This is a genomic window from Clostridium punense (genome assembly GCF_017874425.1).
Lineage (GTDB): Bacteria > Bacillota > Clostridia > Clostridiales > Clostridiaceae > Clostridium_J > Clostridium_J punense.
This window is the reverse complement of record NZ_JAGGLL010000016.1, coordinates 13,820-32,060: the sequence shown is the minus strand read 5'-3', so window position 1 is coordinate 32,060 and position 18,241 is coordinate 13,820. Positions and strand designations below refer to the sequence as shown.

Below are 18,241 nucleotides of genomic sequence, written 5' to 3'. Positions count from 1 at the left end.
GCTATGGTGTCCCCTAAAATAAACTACTGTAATAGCATTCACACAGAAAAACTTTATGATTTTGTCCCCATTTCTTTTTTTGTTGTCCCCATTTTCTTTAATTCCCTCATATTTGTCCACATAACCTTATATATTAGTAACAGATATAAATTTATGGGGGAGATTTTTTGTTGCGAGATATAAAACATATTTTTCAAGTAGCTACAGTGTTTATTGGAACCATAGTAGGTGCAGGCCTTGCATCTGGTCAAGAAATAACTCAGTTCTTTTCAACCTATGGGTACATGAGCTTTTGGGGTCTTTTAATTTGTGCAGCCTTTTACATGGTATTTAGCTCCATGATGGTATCCATCAGTGTAAAATATAATCTAAACTCCTACACGGACTTTATAAATCTTGTAAGCCCAGGATTTTTAGGAAAAATAACCGATTATTTAACTAGTTTTTTCTTAATTTCTGGAGCTGCCATTATTCTTGCTGGAAGTGGTGCTCTTCTTTATCAATATTTTAAACTTCCAAGATATATTGGAATATCAATCATGGTGGTGGTTGCTTTAATTACTTTACTGAAAGATACTAAGGGACTTATTGCTATTAACTCCTTTATAGTTCCTTCTCTTACCACTATTATAATCACAGTATTTGTATTCTACCTTATTTATTCTAAAGGAACTATGTCCCTAGAATATTTAAAAGGTGTACCTGTACACAAAACAATTATAGTACCAAACCAATGGATAATTTCTTCTTTCTTATATGCAGGGTTTAATATGCTATTTTCTAGTGGCGTTATAGTACCATTAACAAAGGAAATGAAAAAGAAGAGAGTTATAATCACAGGGCTTATAATCGGTGCTCTTACCTTAACCTTACTTGCTGGCTTGATTAATACTATGCTTTTAGTAAACATACCTAACATATTTAAGTATGAAATCCCATTACTCCATGTAGCAAGCAGGTTTGGCCCACTAATTCAAGTGCTTTTGCTTATTGTAATTTGGTGTGAAATGTTTTCTACAGAGGTTTCAAATATATATAGTGTGGGAAAAACCTTAGAAAACAAATATAGAATTCCTTACAAGAAAGGAATCTTAATAGTGTTATTAATTGCTATACCTGTGTCACAAATAGGTTTTAAAACCTTAATAACCTACCTTTATCCTGGCTTTGGAATAATTAGCTTAATTTTTTCTGTGCAATGTATTATGTTCTACTTAAGAATGAAAAAAAGCAGATAAAAGCTGTATAGAATTAAATGCTGGATACACATATAAAATCCTCCGAAGAAACCTTCCTCGGAGGATTAATTTTTAAGTATTTTTTATTTATAATCTCATCTTTAGGTTGAAAACTAAAGATTTTAATAGTTATTCAATTCTTTTAAAGCAATTTTTATTTTATGATTTATTTTTAAAGTTCCAATGTACAACATTTTTTCTAAGTTCCTCAATTTCAAGTTTGATTACTCTAACTACCCTAGTATATAAGAAGTAGAATATTACAGCTATTAGCATGTATTTGCCTAAATTATGGAAGTTACTTTGAATGCTACCTAATAAAATATCCCTATAAGAACCTGAATTTTCCCCAACTATTCCAATTGCTTCTACCCCTAATCTTCCTATCGTTTCTAATTCATCAATGGCATATCCATTATATAATGCTATAATAGCTGAAGTACCTGATAAGTATAGTGAAACAATTGCTGAGAGATATAATTCAATATTTCTCCATACTTTTTCACTACTACAGTGATTAATAAAAATATTCTTAAAAAGTTTCACTACAATAAGGCCGAATAATAATAATGCTATTATTATTATTAAAGTGTTACAGACCTTAAGTAAAAGATAATTTCCCCAAATACCTGACATAAACTTCCCCCCTATTTTATACCCTTATAAGATTATGAGTTATGTAAGAAATTTTATTTATGTTTTTATTATACCATATTTTTACATGATTTCAATGCAATTGGCAGAATATATTGAAAGTTATTTAACCCCTAAGGAACTCTTCCCTAGGGATCTTAGTTATAATCTCTTATGCACAACATTTCTTCTGATTTCTTCAACTTCAAGCCTAATTTTTTTAGCTATTTTAACATATAAAAAGTAAAATATTGCTGATGATGTTAACCATACTATTAAATATTTGAAATTCAACATAACCTTCTTTAGTATAACATCTCTATAGGGTAATCCATTATATAGTGATTTTCCTACAAGCTTCATATCTACAATCATACCTTCATTGTCAAAAGTTCCAGCTAATACAAAGCCACATATGAATAGTACGGCAATCCCATAAAAATGTATTCTAGCATTTCTCCAAAAACTCTCACTACTGTAATGATTAATAAATGCTCCCTTAAAAAGCTTCACTGTCATAGATATAATCCCTAATAATGCTATTATGCTTATAGCTGAATTAAGCATTTTAATAAAAGAATAGTTTCCCAAAATAGCTGACATAAAATCTCCCCCATTCAACCCCTTCATAAAATTACCACTTATGTAATTTTATTATTTAAATTAGTTTATCATCTTTTTCAATGTATTTGTTTTAATATTCTGAAAACATTTTTGTTACTTTGTTAACGAATTATAACATTTATTCTTATATACTTCTGAGCCTATAAACCAATAAATCCTCTACCTAAAACTGGTTACCTTTCCACCAGATTCATAGTTTAAATGATAGGTATTCGCATATAATAATAACACTTAATTACAAAGAACCAAAGTTAATAGATTCTTATAAATAAATGTACTTTGGTTCTCTAAGACTTTTAAACTAGTAAAAAAACTTCATTTAAAAAGCCTGTAATTAAGAATATTAATACAATAAAGGAGGAATTTAATATGTCAAACAGAAGTAATAGAGTATTAGTTCCAGAGGCTAGAGAAGGATTAAACAGATTTAAAATGGAGGCTGCAAAAGAGGTAGGAGTAAACTTAAAAGACGGTTACAATGGAGACCTAACTTCTAGAGAAGCTGGTTCCATAGGCGGCCAAATGGTTAAGAGAATGGTTGAAGCTTACGAGAAAAATTTATAATTAAAAACAATACCCCATGAGGAAAGTTTCCTCATGGGGTATTATATTAACATCTTCAAAAATAAATAAATCAGTAGCCTCCCCATTTTGAGTTATACTACGTCTATAGATTCCTTGTCTAAATCAAGATTCCTTCACAGCTCTCACTTATTAGGTATTTTTAGCTGCCTTATTACAATTTATTTTTAAAATCCCAACGCACTACATTTTCTCTTAACTTCTCAATTTCAAGACTTATTGATTTAGCTACTCTTGTATAGAGAAAATAAACTATTCCTACTTGAACTAACTTGTTAATAATATATTGAAAGCTTCCTTGAACTTGCTTTGTATACATTACCTTATATGAAGCTCCTTTTTCCAAAGCCTCTATTGCTGCTTGTAACTCTAAAATAATATATCCATTGCCTATGGCTGATATTAATGCTACTGCTGAAAGATAAACTATAACAAACCCACAAATATATAAAGCGATATTCTTCCAAACATTTTCACTGCTAGTATAATTACCAAAAATGCTTTTAAAAAACTTCACTATAATAGAGAGAAATGCAACTAAAGCTATTATGATTAAAATAGTGTTTCCAATTCTAAGTAAATAGTAATGTTCCCATATACTTGACATATATCCTCCTCCCATTAGATTTTTAACAAATTTATATTTTTATGTAAAAATTTAACTAATACTATTATACTGTAATTTCTTTAGATTATGTCTGAATCTCTCGAAAAGTTGTATGTAACTCACATGAAAGTTGCTATTTTTCAAACTTTTATTTGCAAACTAACATAAGAAAATCTACAGTACCTAAACTTCATAATATCTATTAAATCCTATGCTAGAACATGTAATTTCCCTTATGCTAAAGATGTGTTATTATAATACCAAACAATTAACCTATTATTTATAAAGCATCAAGTAGTGAACTTATTATGATTAACAATAGCAATATTACTAGTGGTTTATTAGTCATTGATTATAAAGATAAAAAAGGAGAACGCTTATATATGTGTAACAATACAATCTTAAAAAGCTTAAATAATTGTAATATATGCCCTAGAAATTGCAATGCAGATAGAACTTCCAGTAAACTTGGAATTTGTAAAAGTTCTTCAACCCTAAAAGTAGCAAAGGCATATCCTCACCTGTGGGAGGAACCTTGCATATCTGGTGAAAAGGGATCTGGTACAGTGTTTTTCTCCAACTGCAACTTAAATTGTGTATTTTGCCAAAATCATGAAATAAGCCATGAGGCAGTAGGAAAGGACATTTCTATCCGAAGACTCAGTGAAATTTTTCTTGAGCTTCAGGAAAAGGGTTGCCACAACATAAATTTAGTTAACCCATCTCATTATGCACTACAAATTGTTGAAGGAATAAAACTAGGAAGAGAAAAAGGCTTAACAATTCCTATTGCTTACAATTCTAATGGCTACGAAAAAGTAGAAACCCTTAAAGCTTTAGAAGGGTATATTCAAATTTATATCCCTGATTTAAAGTATTTTGATGATAAGTATTCAGTGAAATATTCAAAGGCTCCAAACTACTTTAGTATAGCTTCAGAAGCAATAACGGAAATGGTAAGACAAATTGGAGAGCCAGAGTTTGATGAAAATGGCATAATGAAAAAGGGAGTTATCATAAGGCATCTAATGCTTCCAGGGCTTTTATTTGACTCAAAAAAGATAGTGGATTACATTTATAAAACCTTTGGTGATTCTGTGTATTTAAGTCTTATGAATCAGTATACCCCTATGTATGGTGCCAAAGATTTCCCTGAAATTAATAAACCTTTAAATCCAAAGCACTATGATAGCTTAATTGACCACTGCCTAGAGATAGGCTATAAAAATGCCTTTATTCAAGAAAGTGGTACTTCTTCAGAGGTTTATGTACCTGACTTTAACTTAAGTGGAGTATAATTATCTTTTTACCCCACTGTTCTACCTAGCTTTAAATTGTTTATAACTAGGTGTTTTTTAGACTATTGATTTTTCATCTTATACGGTTTTCATAAGAAGAAAGTTAAGTTTACATATAATAAAAAAGAGTTATCTCATAATACATAGAAAACTGTAAATGATTTAAAAGCCATACATAATAGAGAACTAATTCCTCTATTATGTATGGCTTTACTAGTTTAAAACTAACAAATTTTTCTTATAATCTAGTTTTTTCTGTAAAACTATTTTTACATTTTATACTTCTCTAAGTCTTCCTTAAAGTACTCAGCAATCTTCTTAAACTCATTAATTGATTGAATTAAATGTCTTATTTCCTCTGTGTAAGAGCTTACATTTGCACTTACTTCCTCAGTGGAAGCTGAGTTTTCCTCTGCTATGGCTGCTAGGGACTCAATTGTTTCGTACATAGAGCCAATAGATTGAGCTTCTCTATCTAAATCATTTATAGTTTCAATCATAGATTTAGAAACAGTTCTTACAGACATAGTGGATTCATAACTTACTTTTCTTATCTCCTCTAGACCCTTAGTTTCATGTTGAAGAGTATCGTACTGTTCTTCGATGTTGTCAACTAAGCCATCTATGTCATGAACAAATTGTACTAAATTTGAATTGATTTCTTCCACAGCACTCTTGGTTTGCTCTGCAAGCTTTCTTACCTCTTCAGCAACTACTGCAAAGCCTCTGCCTTGCTCACCAGCTCTTGCAGCCTCTATTGATGCATTAAGTGCAAGTAGATTTGTTTGGTCAGAAATTTGAGCAACTATAGAAACAATATTAGTAATATCCTTAGCCTTGTCCCCAAGTTGAACACCTTTAACCTTAACTTCTTGGAAGTTGTTTAGGGTTTTTTCTATATTATTACTTACGGATTCAACCTTATCAAAGCTTGAATTGATTTTTTCAATAGTTCCCTCTAATTCTTCTTTATTATTGTTTTCACTATCCACAATAACCTTTAAAGCATTAATATTATCATTTAAAATTGATGCAGCGTGTTCTGTATTTTGAGCTTGATCTACTGAAGTGCTTGCCACCTGCTCTACAACATCAGAAATCTCACTAGAAGTTCTATCCATATTATCTGAAATCTTACTTAGTTTTTCAGCAAAATCTCTCATTTCCTCGGTAATACCATTAAATACCACAAAGTCAGAGCTCATACTCTTCATGTGAGCTTTAAGGCCACCAAATATATCTTCAAAGATATCCTTAGTTATAATCTCTCTATCTTCAAAGAATTCATTTTTGTTTAGCTTGTTAGAAAGTCTTATCAAGTCTTTAGTTGGCTTAAGTAGTAATCCCACCCCTACAAAAGTAGCAATGGAAGATATTCCTGTTAATATTAAAGCTTTTACTATGTTATCAAAACCTAATACTCCTAAAGAACCAATTAAGCTCATAAGGAAAGTAAAGATTGTCGCCTTTCCTGCTATGGACTTAACAAAACCTAGTGAAGTTATTTTATTAAAGAAATAACTTTTCTTTTGATATATTTCTTTATCAAAGACTATTTTAATCTCTAAGGAATCCTCAGTCTTTTTCTCTACAGTATACTCATATTTTTCATTAAAGTATTTAAAGCTTCCTTCTAGCATTCCTAGGAAATAATCAAACATACCTCTCTTAGATTGATATTTCATCACTGCTTCTCTTGAAGATACTGGTTTTATATCTACAAATGGCGGCTTTGCCCCTGGAATCTTTTGTGTCATTACAATATGAATATCATAAAGAGACTTTAAAAATCCATAGGTAGTCTCATGCTTAAAAAATACTGGATAAACCTTAGCAAAGGAATTAATATTATCATTACCAATGGCTCTCCATAATTGTTCTGTAGTGATGCTTTGGTTAGAAGACATTCTCTCTATAAACTTTTTAATATCACTATCATTTACATCCTCAACAGGTGAAAATACTCTTCCGCTTCCCCATCCAACGTATTCCATGGTGCTGTCAACATTGGAATCACCATACAATTTTCTACAAGTTTGCATCCAAACGGATACTACTGTTCCTTTCATTTCTATCCCCTCATTTCATAATTTGAAAAGTTGTGCTCCTAAAGTGTTCTAATATGTAATTAAGTCACTAGTTAGCTTGTCCCAAATTCAGTATTAGCTTTCTAAAGATTTCTTAACTAAACACAATGAACTTCATCTGAAAAGTCCTTATTTTTATAAACCTTCAAACTTGACTCTTCCATTTTTAAATTCTTTTAATTTATTAACCTATAGTCATCATGTGTAATTAATAATAATTATCCTTCAATATTATATTATCAAAATTCTACATAATTGTACATTATTACTTAAAATAAATAGACATATTTTTTGTGTAATGTATTCATAATCATAAAAAAACTTAACCTCTACACAGTTTTAAGCATAGAGGGTTTTAAGTCTCGTTTAAATCTTTAAGGCTATATAATTGTTAATTTTGAAGCTAAATATCTTAACCTTCTCTTTTTATAATAAAGTAGAACATAACCCCTCTTTCAGTATTTTTAACCCCATACTCTCCCTTGTGAAGTTCAATAATCTTCCTTACAATAGATAGCCCAAGGCCAGTTCCACCGAGCTTTCTATTTCTTGATTTATCTTCTTTGTAAAACTTATCCCAAATTTTACTTAGAGCCTCTTCTTCAATGTGAGCTCCACTATTTTCAAAAGAAACCACACCTTTTCCTTCTATAGTCTTCGTGCTTATCCAAATATCACCTTCTAGGTTGGTATGTCTTACAGCATTGGTTAAAAAGTTAGTAACCACTTGCTCTAGCTTGAAACAATCCCCTTTAAACTTTAAATCTCTTTCTAAGTCCATATGCACCTTAATTTTCTTCTCATTAATAGAAGGTGTCAGCTTTTTTATGGTTCCTTCAATGATTTGTCCAATGCTACAAACTTCAGTCTTTAAAACTGCTGTCTCACTTTCCAAAGTGGATAACTCTAACATATCTTTAACTAAGTTTCCCATCTTATCTGATTCACTTATAATTACATCAAGGGAATAGTCTACTTCCTCCTTAGAAAACACATCATCCTTAATGCCTTCAGCATAACCCTTAATTAAGGTTATCGGTGTCTTTAATTCGTGAGATACGTCAGCAATAAATTCTTTACGCATGATTTCAAGTTTTCTTTCCTTATCAATATCCTGTCTTAGCTTTGCATTAGCACTTTGAAGAGAGTTTAAAGAATGTTGTAGCTCTGAAGATAAAAAATTCAGAGAATTTGCAAGGCTTCCTATTTCATCTTGAGAGTTTACTACACATTTTTCACTAAAATCTAAGTGTCCCATTTTCATTGCTACCTTATTTATTCTTTTTAATGGACTTGTTATCATTCTAGTGTAAACCGAAGATAAAAGTATTATTATAACAATAGCTGCTAAATAAAAGTACTTATAAAATATTTCGATAACTCCTACCGCTTCCTTTATAGATTGCATGGAAGTAAAACCTAGAACTATTTGGGAATTCTGTACAACTACAGATACTAAACTGTTTGTGTTGCTTCTAGGGTCTGTAGCCACAAAAGTAATTTTTCCTCTAGTGTTGAGCTCCTGCTGCAAATCACTGTTGTATTTAAATTCATTGACAATATCCTTTACTAGGGTTTGTTTATCTGCATCTATTTTTTTATGTCCTGTATTAAAAACTACAGTAATATTTCTTTCAGTATCCACTATAGCCATAGAAGTATTATATCTATCTTCAAAATCCTTCATTGCAAGAAGAACCTCTTCCTCACTTTGAGCTAGAACCAAGATTTGCCTAAACTTCTCTACATTACTTTGAATATCTACCTCTTTTTTGTTATAGTACATTTTCTCAAAAAATACTCTCTGTGTTATAAGAGTAAAAGCTAAAAAAGAAATAAATAAAATTACAGTTATCAAAAAAAGTTTTTTAGCTACACTACCTCTTACTGTTATCCTCCCGTCCATACTTCACCTCAAATTTCAACTAAATTTACTGTTTATTATAGATAAACCAGATTAATCCTTCACTAAATTGGTTCTATTTAATTATCACCATAGTATTCTTCTAAAGAATAAGTTTTAGGCACTTTTTATAATTAATCCTCTATTATATGGATTAGTCCCCTTGACTTTCCTCCTGAAACTTATATCCAAAACCTCTCACTGTAGTAATTAAGCTGGCACTTTCCTTAAGTTTTTCCCTAAGCCTCTTTACTGTGGTGTCTACTACTCTTAAATCTCCCTCAAAATCATAACCCCAAATAGCATCTAAAATTTGCTCTCTTGTTAGAACTATACCTTTATTGTTTACAAAATAAACTAGAAGGGAAAATTCAGTAGGAGATAAGTTAAGTTCCTCCTTATTTACTGTTACCTTATGAGCCTTTTCATTCACATATAAGCTTCCGAAGATTACTCCATTTAAATCCTTAGATTGTTCCTTGCTTTCTATTCCGTAAATCCTCTTAATTTGTGCCTTAATTTTAGCTACCAATACCTTAGGACTAAAGGGTTTAGTCTCATAGTTATCTGCTCCAAAGCCAAGAGCAAAAAGCTTATCCTCATCTTCTGCCCTAGCGCTAAGCATCATCACAGGAATATCACTATCTTTTCTCAAGATTTTTAAAGTTTCAAACCCATCCATTATAGGCATCATTATATCTAACACTATAAAATCTATCCTATTGTTTTTAATTAGGTTTAGAGCCTCAACTCCATTATCTGCTTCGTAAATTTCAAAACCTTCCTTTCTTAAGTACACCGCTAAAAGATTTCTAATATTATCCTCATCATCTACAATTAAAATTGACTTATTCAATTAATTCACCTCTATATTAATAAACTTTATCTCTATAAATTACTAGTATAGCCTTTGTTAAATCATAGCTATGTAATTTTCTAAATTCCTACCTTAATTATAAACTATTTCATTGTCATTTCCGTGTCAATAAGAAAAACTATCTATCCATAAAAATCCCTTCTATTAAAATATTTTTTCAGTTCCTTTTAAAAATAACCTCTAATAACTGACTATACTAACAAAATTATTAAGCCAATAAATTAATAAAAGACTTTCCTGAGAATTACCTCTAGAAAGCCATTTATTTAGTCTCTACTTTAATTTTAAATGAGTTTATATTAACTTGTAAAAAACTTTTATAATTAGAATTGTTTATTGCAGTTATAAAACATCCAAAGTCTCAAATAACTTCTTAAAACTTAGCATACCATAGCCTGATTGAGGGTTAGGATAAGTTATTCCTTCCATTTCAGTTACACTGGTTATCAAATAGGTTCTTATCTTAGAGGTGAATAAATTTTTATCATTTCCCAGCACAAGGCCCCATTGCATTATCAAGGCCACTGCTCCACAGATAATTGCCCCCGCTGCGCCAGCACCACTAATTACAATGTCTGCTCCGTTTAACCCAGTTGTTAATATATTAGTTCCTCCCACACACACATCAGGTTTAATTCTTCCATCTCTAGTAAAGCCCCTACCTGCTATTGGCACTGGAGTTTTTGTTTCGCTATCAAAGTATGAAGCTGTTAACATACTAGTAGCTGTAGAAGGAAGCCTTAGAGTTATAAAGGGGTCATTAATTAGAAACCTAGTATCCTCATATAACAAGTCTCTCTGGAACAACCATGCATCAAACCTCCCATTAACAATATAATCTCCATAAACAGTTATTTTCCAAATACCACTATAGGCATTTCTAATTAATATACCCACATACTGATCCCCGTTAATAAAAGATACATAGTATTTTATAGTAGCAATACTTTCCCCTATTTGAATTCTTACCTCTTCCCCCTCTTTAAAAATGGAAGGTATTCTTCCTGTCCCATTGCCTATAGGCGGATTAATCCCCATACTCACCCTATCTGGTCTTCTCATCCAAATAGAAACATATAAATTTTTTTGCCTTGGATCTACGCTGACTTCAATTATCCTTTCTTCCCCTGTACTAGAAAACATACCACTAGTATGGGTATTAGCTAAGGCTTCTTCTCCTGTATTTTCTACAGCTTCTAACCCCCTTCTTTGAGTTAAAGAATCAACATATCTTTCAATAGGCCCACCGCCATCATGTCCTCCCACATTGCTTCCGAAAGGAGTATAAATCACCATAGGTTTATTTGTTTTGGCTTGAAGCTCAGAAAGATAGAGTAGTGCCATTCGAATGTCAGCACTTTCATAAACATCTACGCCTTCCTTATCTACTCCGGTTTGCTCTAAGGTGCTTTCCTTTGCCTTTTTTAACTTTACAACAGCAAATTCACAATTAGGTGCAGCACTAGTAAAAAAATCCTTATCACTAAGCCTTCTTCCACCGATTATCCCAGCCATTGCAGTACCATGCTCATTTTCTGGCCTATGAGCCACAATATCATAAGGGTTCTTCCCCGTATTTTTTGCTTTAATGGCTAAATCAATATCTTCTTTTGAGAATTCCGTACCATAGGCAATTGATTTAGGAGATGTGCCCTGCTGCAAGGTTTGATCCCAAATGCTTATGATTCTTGTATTTCCATCTCTTGTCATGAATCTAGGATTTAAGTAATCAATCCCTGTATCTATAATTCCAACAACAATTCCTTCACCATTTAAAGCTGAATTTGTCCCATCCATAAAATTATAGTAATCATTAGTATTAACTACCTTATAAGGAGATAAACTAAAAGGAAAGCTACCTTCTACATAAATTATTTGAGGAATATCTTGAAGAAGAGTATTTAATTCACCCTTAGGCAAAGCCACTAATGCAAAAACGGGGCCTGTAACTGTAATGGCTGCATAGCTTATGCTTTCGAAAGCTTTAAGAATATCCCCAGTGTATTCTATAATATAAGTTTCATAATCAGGATTTAAATAAAATTGTTTAAATCTCTCATTGCTTTGTCTAAACCCATTTAAATTTGATTGGGCTTTTTTATGTTCATATCTATCTCCATAGCTGGCAGAATAGTTGTACAACCTAATCCCCCCATAATACTTTATATAGTTATTTTATGCTACAACAGAGGTTTTGTTAAAAAATATGACAAAGTAAATAAACTTATATTTTTTTATTCCTTTCCACCGCTTTATCTATTTATTTAAAGCTAAATGATTTACACTGATGCTCATGTTTCAAAGGACATGCCAAACCTTAAGCTTCCAACATGTAGATGAAAACTAATTTTTTTATATAATAAAAATGCACTAGACTTTGTTATAAGCCTAATGCATTTGATTCATTTATTTAAATTATTTCTGCTAAGTCTTCATAGGTTACACAAGGAATTGTTATTATAAAGGTTGTTCCCTTAGCTTCCTCACTTTTAACCTCGATTTTCCCTTTGTGATTCTTAATTATTTGGTAACAAGCATTCAAACCTAATCCTGTACCAGATTTTTTAGTAGTAAAAAATGGTGTTCCAATCTTAGCTAGATTCTTCTGAGAAATTCCTACTCCATTATCAGATACTTTAATAAATAACTCTTCATTCTCTTCACGAAGTCCTGTTTCTATAGTTAAAAGAGCATCCTTGGTATCACTCATAGCATCCATAGCATTCTTACATAGGTTTAAAATCACCTGCATAATTTGTCCTTCATCACAAAGTATATACCTCTCATCAAAGTTTAAGTTGAATTGAACATCTACCCCTTTTGTCATAGTTGAGGTCTCTAAAGTACTCTTTAATGAATAAATTAAGTCATTTATAGATACTTCCTCCATAACAGCTTTGCTAGGTTTAGACATAGTTAATAAATTACTAATTATCTTATTTACCTCATTTGTATTGCAATTTATCTTTTCTGCATACAGTTTAATCCTATCTTCTTTAGTATAGGTTTGAATTAGCTGACTACAGCCTTTTATAGTGGTTAAAAAGTTTCTTGTTTCATGAACAATAGTAGCAGACATTTGTCCTAGAAGAGCTAGTTTTTCTTGGTTAATTAGTTTCTGCTGATTTTCCTTTTCATCTGTTATATCTTGAATTACACAAACTGCCCCTATATTTTCATTTTCTATGTTATAAATCGTAGAAACCTTTATAAGAACACTCCTCTGTTTTCCATTTATGCATTGAAAAAAACCTTCATATGATTCTTCTATTAAGATGTCCTTGTCATATTTTTTATCTAACAAAGTTATACTACCATCAAGCATTGTAATAAGTTCATCTATACTCATTTTAACTATATCAATATCATCTCTATGAATTAAATTCGTAAAAGCTATATTATGTGCTGTAATTCTATTTAGATTATCTAGTATCACCGCTGGAGTTCCAATAGAATTTAAAATTATCTGGGTTTGTAGGTTTAAGTCAGCAATTTGTTGCTCAGCTTTTACATCATTAAAAATCATTAGTGCCCCATCATTAATTTTATGAGCATTAACCAAAAGCTTTATCCTATCACCCTTTGAGGTACTATAGGTTCTTATAACCCCATTTACTTTTTCTCCGGTCTTTAAAACCTGCTCTACTAGAGCTTCTTCTTTGTGCTCCTCGGCCTTAGGAATAATCTTTAAAAATTCTGCTGGACTTAACCCAATTAATTCCTCTCGACTCCATCCTATAACCTGTTCAAAGCTTTTATTAGCATACGACAGTTTATTATCCTCATTATAGGTTACTAAGGCTACTGGAACTGCATCTAATATATCCACTAATTTACTATTTGCCTCTTCCATCTTTCTATGAGGTTCCCTTACAGTGGTCTCAAAAATCCCCTTATAAAGAAAATGGTAACTGACAATTTTCATTACATGTCCTAATAGTAAAAAGAAGGAAGTTGATTTTGTAGCTGATAAAGCAAATATCTCATTAACAATCATAGCTAATAAACTCATAAAAATATATTCTAATTTTACCTTCTCATTTAACTCACTAGTTCTATGAAGCTTAATTAGGGTTACAATTAAAAGTACAGTTATTATTAATTCCAAAATAATCTTCGTTTTAGTTACTCCTTGGTCAGTATAAAGATTAATAAAAGCTATATTATAGAATACATACCACATTACCACTACAAATGCTATTGAAGTTATAAGAGATAGCCATTTGCCCTTGTTGGCACTGTTTTCCCCCTGAATTCTCCTTACTCTCATAAAATGACAAACCTTTATACTTTCCTGTATCTTAGAACAATAACCTAACATAAAAATCACCAATACTAGAGTCAACTTACTTATCATCCAAAACTTTAATGGTAAGTCAATTGGTAGATCCTTGTATCTATACATAGACTGGTAATAATAAACATGAATCAAGTCAAAGCAAGAAGTAATAAAAAAACCAAAGCCTATCATCCTGTTTATCCAATTATCATGGTGATAGGTGTTCCAACTCAGTAAGAAAGTGGAGACTCCCACAAATATGCATGCAATCTCTAGGGAAGAATGAATAACCAGTTCGTTTCCTCTCCAAAGGGTTGACCAAATAATTAAGGACAATATGACCGCAAAGATTGTTATTAAAATCAGCCTGAATACTGCTACTTTATGTCTTTCATGAGTGTTTTCTTCATTTAAATTCAAACTTTTCATAGCATCCCCCAAAATTCTCAGTATATACCCGTACTATACCCCAAAATAATAGCCTTATATATGATATTTTACTACAAATTTACAAAAATAGAATCAAAATATTAAGAATTTTCACCAAAAACTTTGAAATTTATTTTTATACCGTCGAAAATACAAGTAAGCTTGTTTACTTCATTGTCTAATTAAAAACTTATTTATATGTACTTATAATATTTGCTGTATCTCCATATTCACCTACTATAAATTCCTAAGGCTCCTAGTGGCTAATAAAACACTTTACCACACTGGCAATATATACTATATTTATATACTATTCGATACTTTTCCGTTTTATATTGGGGTTATAGATAAATATTTACAGTAAATAACATAAATTGCCTCCTTTATTTGTTCCCATATCATATTTAACTATAATTTCTACTTAGGACATCTATAATAGCTGTAAATAATATTAAAGTAGAAAATCCCCTGGAATCACCAGGGGATTTTCTATAATTTAACACTCTTTAATATTTTTATTATTTAGAAATAGTTCATGCATCTTCAAAAAATAAATAGGTCAGTCTACTCGTCTATTTTCACTTGTTATTTATTTTCATATACCTTAGTTTGCAGCTGCTGCAATTTCTATGGCTTCTTGATGTTGTGGGTCAACTACTGCTTGAACATTACCATCTTTATGCCTTTTACTTCCTAAAAAATGCACATCAAAAACTCCGTCCATTCCATTATCCTTAACTAAATCTAAATTCTGCCCAGTTCCATATCCTGCTGAAAGATTAGTTGCAACAGCTAAGGCTGGTGCTGAGTCTTTTCCCGCATGAGGCATTGCAGCCATAGAAGCAGCAAGTCTTCTTCCTTCTATGTTCACAATAATAGGTCGCCTCTCCCAAGAGAAACCACCCCAAATTTCTTTAATAATTTCTGTATCCTCGCTAGTTAAAGCCTCACAATCTGCATGGTTAGTCCCAAAGGTTCTTTTTATATTAAACCTTCTACCTGTATAAACATCTTCAACCTCTGCTACTGTACCCCTTTCAAATATGTATTGAGCTTCTTCCCACCAATCTAAAGTCTCAATTTTTGGTTTTTCTTGCTCTTTTGATACCTCTTTTACAGGGCTTTCTTGGTTTTCTTTTGCTACTTCACTGTCTATATGACCTTGGCTAGCTTTTTCAGCTTCGCCATCCTCTTCTGCACTAACATTTAAGCTGTCATCAAAGGCTCCCCCTCTAGATGCTCTAGGATTTTGAGTTGCCTCTACTTGTGCTACTGGCTTAACTTCTTTACTTTCTGAAGTCTTCTCTCCTGCCATAACCATTACTCCTATGGACAGAGCTGTAGCCAATAAAACACATAAAACATTCTTTTTCATTTCTTTACTCCTCTCTTAATGCCTAGGAAGTTAGTTGACGGGTTCGGAAAGAGATAACCTACCTAAAGACTTCTTAAATTTAAAAGTTAATCAAGTCCTCCATTATAGTCTGACTTTATAATTAGCCTTAAAATTCAAAATAAGTTTCTTTAGGATTCACCCCAATGAAAAATCCTCCCTTGCCAAAATGGCATTAGGCTTAACATAACTTATACAAACTGTACCTATAATATTATAATGGAAAACTCTCTCCATTAAAACCCCCAATTATTGTAACAGCTTCGTACAATGCCTGCTTATGACTGACTCACTCCTTAGCATAAGTAAAAAAAGAAAAATTATACACCTCTATTTAGTTCCGAATGGAATTCGGAACAACCCAATTCAGTTTTTGTAATGCAATAGCTATACTACGAATTTCTATATTTCACTTCAGCATACTGTGTCGCAGCACAGAACAACCCAATTCAGTTTTTGTAACGTAGTAGTTATACTATGAATTTTTCAGTTCACTTTAATATACCGTGTCGGAGCACGGATGAATTCAATTCAGTCTCACCTCTATTTAGTTCCGTGATTCATCACGGAACAACTCAATTCAGTATTTGCAACGTAGTATCTATACCACTGAAATCTTTTATCCCTGTTTTAATCTATTTTCACAACAAATACTCAAAAAAATTCTCCTAAGGCTACCTTCCTTAGGAGAATTTTATGGAATAATAAATTAGTTGATCCTATAGAGCAAATTTAGAAGGAGATTTAATACAATCCAAAACGGATTAATTAACCTTCTAAAATGCGATTAAAGTGGATATTTTATATTTGGAACATTAATCATGCCTTCATAGGGTACTGGTGGATAAAATCTAGCAGTTTCAAAAGTTGGCTGAGCACTTCTTCTTAGCTCTGCTATTTTACTTACTCCAACGTAAATATTGGATATACTATACCAAGTTGCAAGATCTACTATCCCTGTCTGTGGAAGATTGAATATGCTTTGGAAGGTCTTAACTGAATCCGCAGTCGCTTGATCATAGGTTCCACTTATTGCTACCTTTTGTATAGCTGGATAGTTTTGAGCTATTCTGTTTAAATAAGTTTGAATAGTTCTTACATTTGCTCCTGTACTTCCTACCTTTAAGTTTGAACCTGGAAAGGATTGTGGTATTCCAGACACTTGCTTTGCTTGAACCAATTGAATATTCCCACCATAGAAATTAGTTAATATTTGGTATGGAGTTCTTCCCTGTTCTGCTAAAGCTTGACTTCCCCATTGAGTAAGCCATCCAGGACACTGTACTTGTCTTCCATCACAGTACTGAGTAAGTAAAGGCTGCTTTGCTCCTGTTCTTTGTATATAAGTAGTAAATAATTCATCAACTATTCTGCTGATGTTATCAAATATATTTCTTCCATAAGTAAAAGCATGGTCAAAAGCTGTAGAGTTTGTTATTTGGAAGTTATATCCCTTACCTCTATACCATTCTGTATAAATTCTATTTAAAGTGAAGGATAAAATACAATAAATATTTGCTCTTATTGCTTTTTCATCCCAAGTTGCATAAATTTCTGAGCTTGCAACATTTTTAATATAATCTCTAAATCTTACAGTATAATTTGGTGCTCCTGTGTTTGTAGGTACTCCTGCATGAACCACAATAAACTCTGGTATTACTGGCTCAGGAAGTACAACAAATCCACTTGGTGGTGGTGGTAGTGGCTTATTTGGGTCCTCTGGAATCTTAGGTGGAAAATTCCCAAATAATCTATTTGCAGGAACTTCAATTACTTCAGTAGGTTGAATAACTTCTCTTCCCCACCAGTCTCTTGTACCATTAGTATTAGCTCCTGTACCTGTCGCTCCAGCACCACCTACTCCAGTATTAATAGTTCCAACTCCAGGGGTTGCATTTCCTCCTGGTGCCGGATTAGTTCCCCCCGGTGTGCCAAGTGGAACTAAATTGCAAATTTGTAGTGCCACAGTGTCGGGCAATATTTGACACCCATTTACTTGAAATCTCTCAAAGCCTTCAGCTTCAACAATTACATCACAAGTACTATAAGGTTGCTGAGTTGTATTGTTGGGATTAAGAGATAACTCCTTTGGTGGAGCAACTAAATCAATAACTTGAGTTTGCCCTGAGATATCCGTTTGTATTTGAGCTGTTTCTCTATTATACCTTTCCCTAGGTATAACTGTTACCCTTGCGTCTTTAACTGGAGTTAACGTATTTCCTCGAAAAGCTTGCACCTGAAGTCTTCCAATATCCGCCATAATATTCTCCTTAACAAAATGCTTCATAATA

At 32.1% G+C, this 18,241-nt stretch carries 13 protein-coding genes and 1 riboswitch; of the genes, 3 read left to right on the top strand and 10 right to left on the bottom strand.

All coding sequences use genetic code 11. The features are described from left to right. Positions 1-167 precede the first annotated feature (167 nt). A complete protein-coding gene (locus J2Z44_RS10965; protein ID WP_021281858.1) occupies positions 168-1,238 on the top strand; it encodes a YkvI family membrane protein in 1,071 nt (356 codons plus the stop codon). A 159-nt stretch (positions 1,239-1,397) separates the two neighbouring features. Here J2Z44_RS10965 and J2Z44_RS10960 read toward each other — a convergent pair whose 3' ends face one another. After that, positions 1,398-1,874, bottom strand: a complete 477-nt coding sequence (locus J2Z44_RS10960) for a hypothetical protein (RefSeq protein ID WP_021281857.1) — start codon at positions 1,872-1,874, stop codon at positions 1,398-1,400. Positions 1,875-2,033: 159 nt separating this feature from the next. Then, positions 2,034-2,474 carry a hypothetical protein gene (locus tag J2Z44_RS10955; protein WP_021281856.1) on the bottom strand — a complete coding sequence of 147 codons (441 nt, stop codon included), beginning with the start codon at positions 2,472-2,474 and terminating at the stop codon, positions 2,034-2,036. Positions 2,475-2,864: 390 nt separating this feature from the next. Between J2Z44_RS10955 and J2Z44_RS10950 the strand changes: the two genes are divergently transcribed. Further along, entirely contained in the window at positions 2,865-3,059 is a 195-nt protein-coding gene (locus tag J2Z44_RS10950; protein ID WP_017415000.1) for an alpha/beta-type small acid-soluble spore protein, read from the top strand. Between the two features lie 172 nt (positions 3,060-3,231). Here J2Z44_RS10950 and J2Z44_RS10945 read toward each other — a convergent pair whose 3' ends face one another. Then, positions 3,232-3,684: a hypothetical protein gene (locus J2Z44_RS10945; RefSeq protein ID WP_209649570.1), complete on the bottom strand. Its 453-nt coding sequence runs from the start codon at positions 3,682-3,684 to the stop codon at positions 3,232-3,234. 383 nt (positions 3,685-4,067) lie between these two features. Here J2Z44_RS10945 and J2Z44_RS10940 point away from each other — a divergent pair, with 383 nt between their 5' ends. Next, on the top strand, positions 4,068-4,982 hold the full coding sequence (locus J2Z44_RS10940) for a radical SAM protein (protein WP_021281853.1): 915 nt from the start codon (positions 4,068-4,070) through the stop codon (positions 4,980-4,982). Between the two features lie 269 nt (positions 4,983-5,251). On the opposite strand, the gene J2Z44_RS10935 is transcribed toward J2Z44_RS10940, so the two are convergent. From J2Z44_RS10935 to J2Z44_RS10905, 7 genes are all read right to left on the bottom strand, one after another. Beyond that, positions 5,252-7,051, bottom strand: coding sequence for a heme NO-binding domain-containing protein (locus J2Z44_RS10935; RefSeq protein WP_021281852.1), 1,800 nt, complete (start codon positions 7,049-7,051; stop codon positions 5,252-5,254). Positions 7,052-7,481: 430 nt separating this feature from the next. Next, positions 7,482-8,975: a sensor histidine kinase gene (locus J2Z44_RS10930; RefSeq protein ID WP_021281851.1), complete on the bottom strand. Its 1,494-nt coding sequence runs from the start codon at positions 8,973-8,975 to the stop codon at positions 7,482-7,484. 151 nt (positions 8,976-9,126) lie between these two features. Then, entirely contained in the window at positions 9,127-9,828 is a 702-nt protein-coding gene (locus tag J2Z44_RS10925; protein WP_021281850.1) for a response regulator transcription factor, read from the bottom strand. A 363-nt stretch (positions 9,829-10,191) separates the two neighbouring features. Next, positions 10,192-11,991, bottom strand: coding sequence for a S8 family peptidase (locus J2Z44_RS10920; RefSeq protein ID WP_209649569.1), 1,800 nt, complete (start codon positions 11,989-11,991; stop codon positions 10,192-10,194). A 268-nt stretch (positions 11,992-12,259) separates the two neighbouring features. After that, a complete protein-coding gene (locus J2Z44_RS10915; RefSeq protein WP_021281847.1) occupies positions 12,260-14,557 on the bottom strand; it encodes an MASE3 domain-containing protein in 2,298 nt (765 codons plus the stop codon). A gap of 604 nt (positions 14,558-15,161) precedes the next feature. Then, positions 15,162-15,932, bottom strand: coding sequence for a hypothetical protein (locus tag J2Z44_RS10910; protein ID WP_021281846.1), 771 nt, complete (start codon positions 15,930-15,932; stop codon positions 15,162-15,164). Between the two features lie 5 nt (positions 15,933-15,937). Then, a riboswitch (cyclic di-AMP (ydaO/yuaA leader) is annotated at positions 15,938-16,142 on the bottom strand. A gap of 595 nt (positions 16,143-16,737) precedes the next feature. Continuing rightward, the gene (locus J2Z44_RS10905) at positions 16,738-18,210 is read right to left on the bottom strand and encodes a peptidoglycan-binding domain-containing protein (protein ID WP_021281844.1); all 1,473 of its coding nucleotides are present in this window, start codon (positions 18,208-18,210) and stop codon (positions 16,738-16,740) included. Between the last annotated feature and the right edge of the window lie 31 nt (positions 18,211-18,241).

Bases quoted from the DNA above. Each gene is read 5' to 3' on its own strand.
- J2Z44_RS10960 (WP_021281857.1), bottom strand. From the start codon at position 1,874: ATGTCAGGTATTTGGGGAAATTATCTTTTACTTAAGGTCTGTAACACT.
- J2Z44_RS10955 (WP_021281856.1), bottom strand. From the start codon at position 2,474: ATGTCAGCTATTTTGGGAAACTATTCTTTTATTAAAATGCTTAATTCA.
- J2Z44_RS10950 (WP_017415000.1), top strand. From the start codon at position 2,865: ATGTCAAACAGAAGTAATAGAGTATTAGTTCCAGAGGCTAGAGAAGGA.
- J2Z44_RS10945 (WP_209649570.1), bottom strand. From the start codon at position 3,684: ATGTCAAGTATATGGGAACATTACTATTTACTTAGAATTGGAAACACT.
- J2Z44_RS10940 (WP_021281853.1), top strand. From the start codon at position 4,068: ATGTGTAACAATACAATCTTAAAAAGCTTAAATAATTGTAATATATGC.
- J2Z44_RS10935 (WP_021281852.1), bottom strand. From the start codon at position 7,051: ATGAAAGGAACAGTAGTATCCGTTTGGATGCAAACTTGTAGAAAATTG.
- J2Z44_RS10930 (WP_021281851.1), bottom strand. From the start codon at position 8,975: ATGGACGGGAGGATAACAGTAAGAGGTAGTGTAGCTAAAAAACTTTTT.
- J2Z44_RS10915 (WP_021281847.1), bottom strand. From the start codon at position 14,557: ATGAAAAGTTTGAATTTAAATGAAGAAAACACTCATGAAAGACATAAA.
- J2Z44_RS10910 (WP_021281846.1), bottom strand. From the start codon at position 15,932: ATGAAAAAGAATGTTTTATGTGTTTTATTGGCTACAGCTCTGTCCATA.
- J2Z44_RS10905 (WP_021281844.1), bottom strand. From the start codon at position 18,210: ATGGCGGATATTGGAAGACTTCAGGTGCAAGCTTTTCGAGGAAATACG.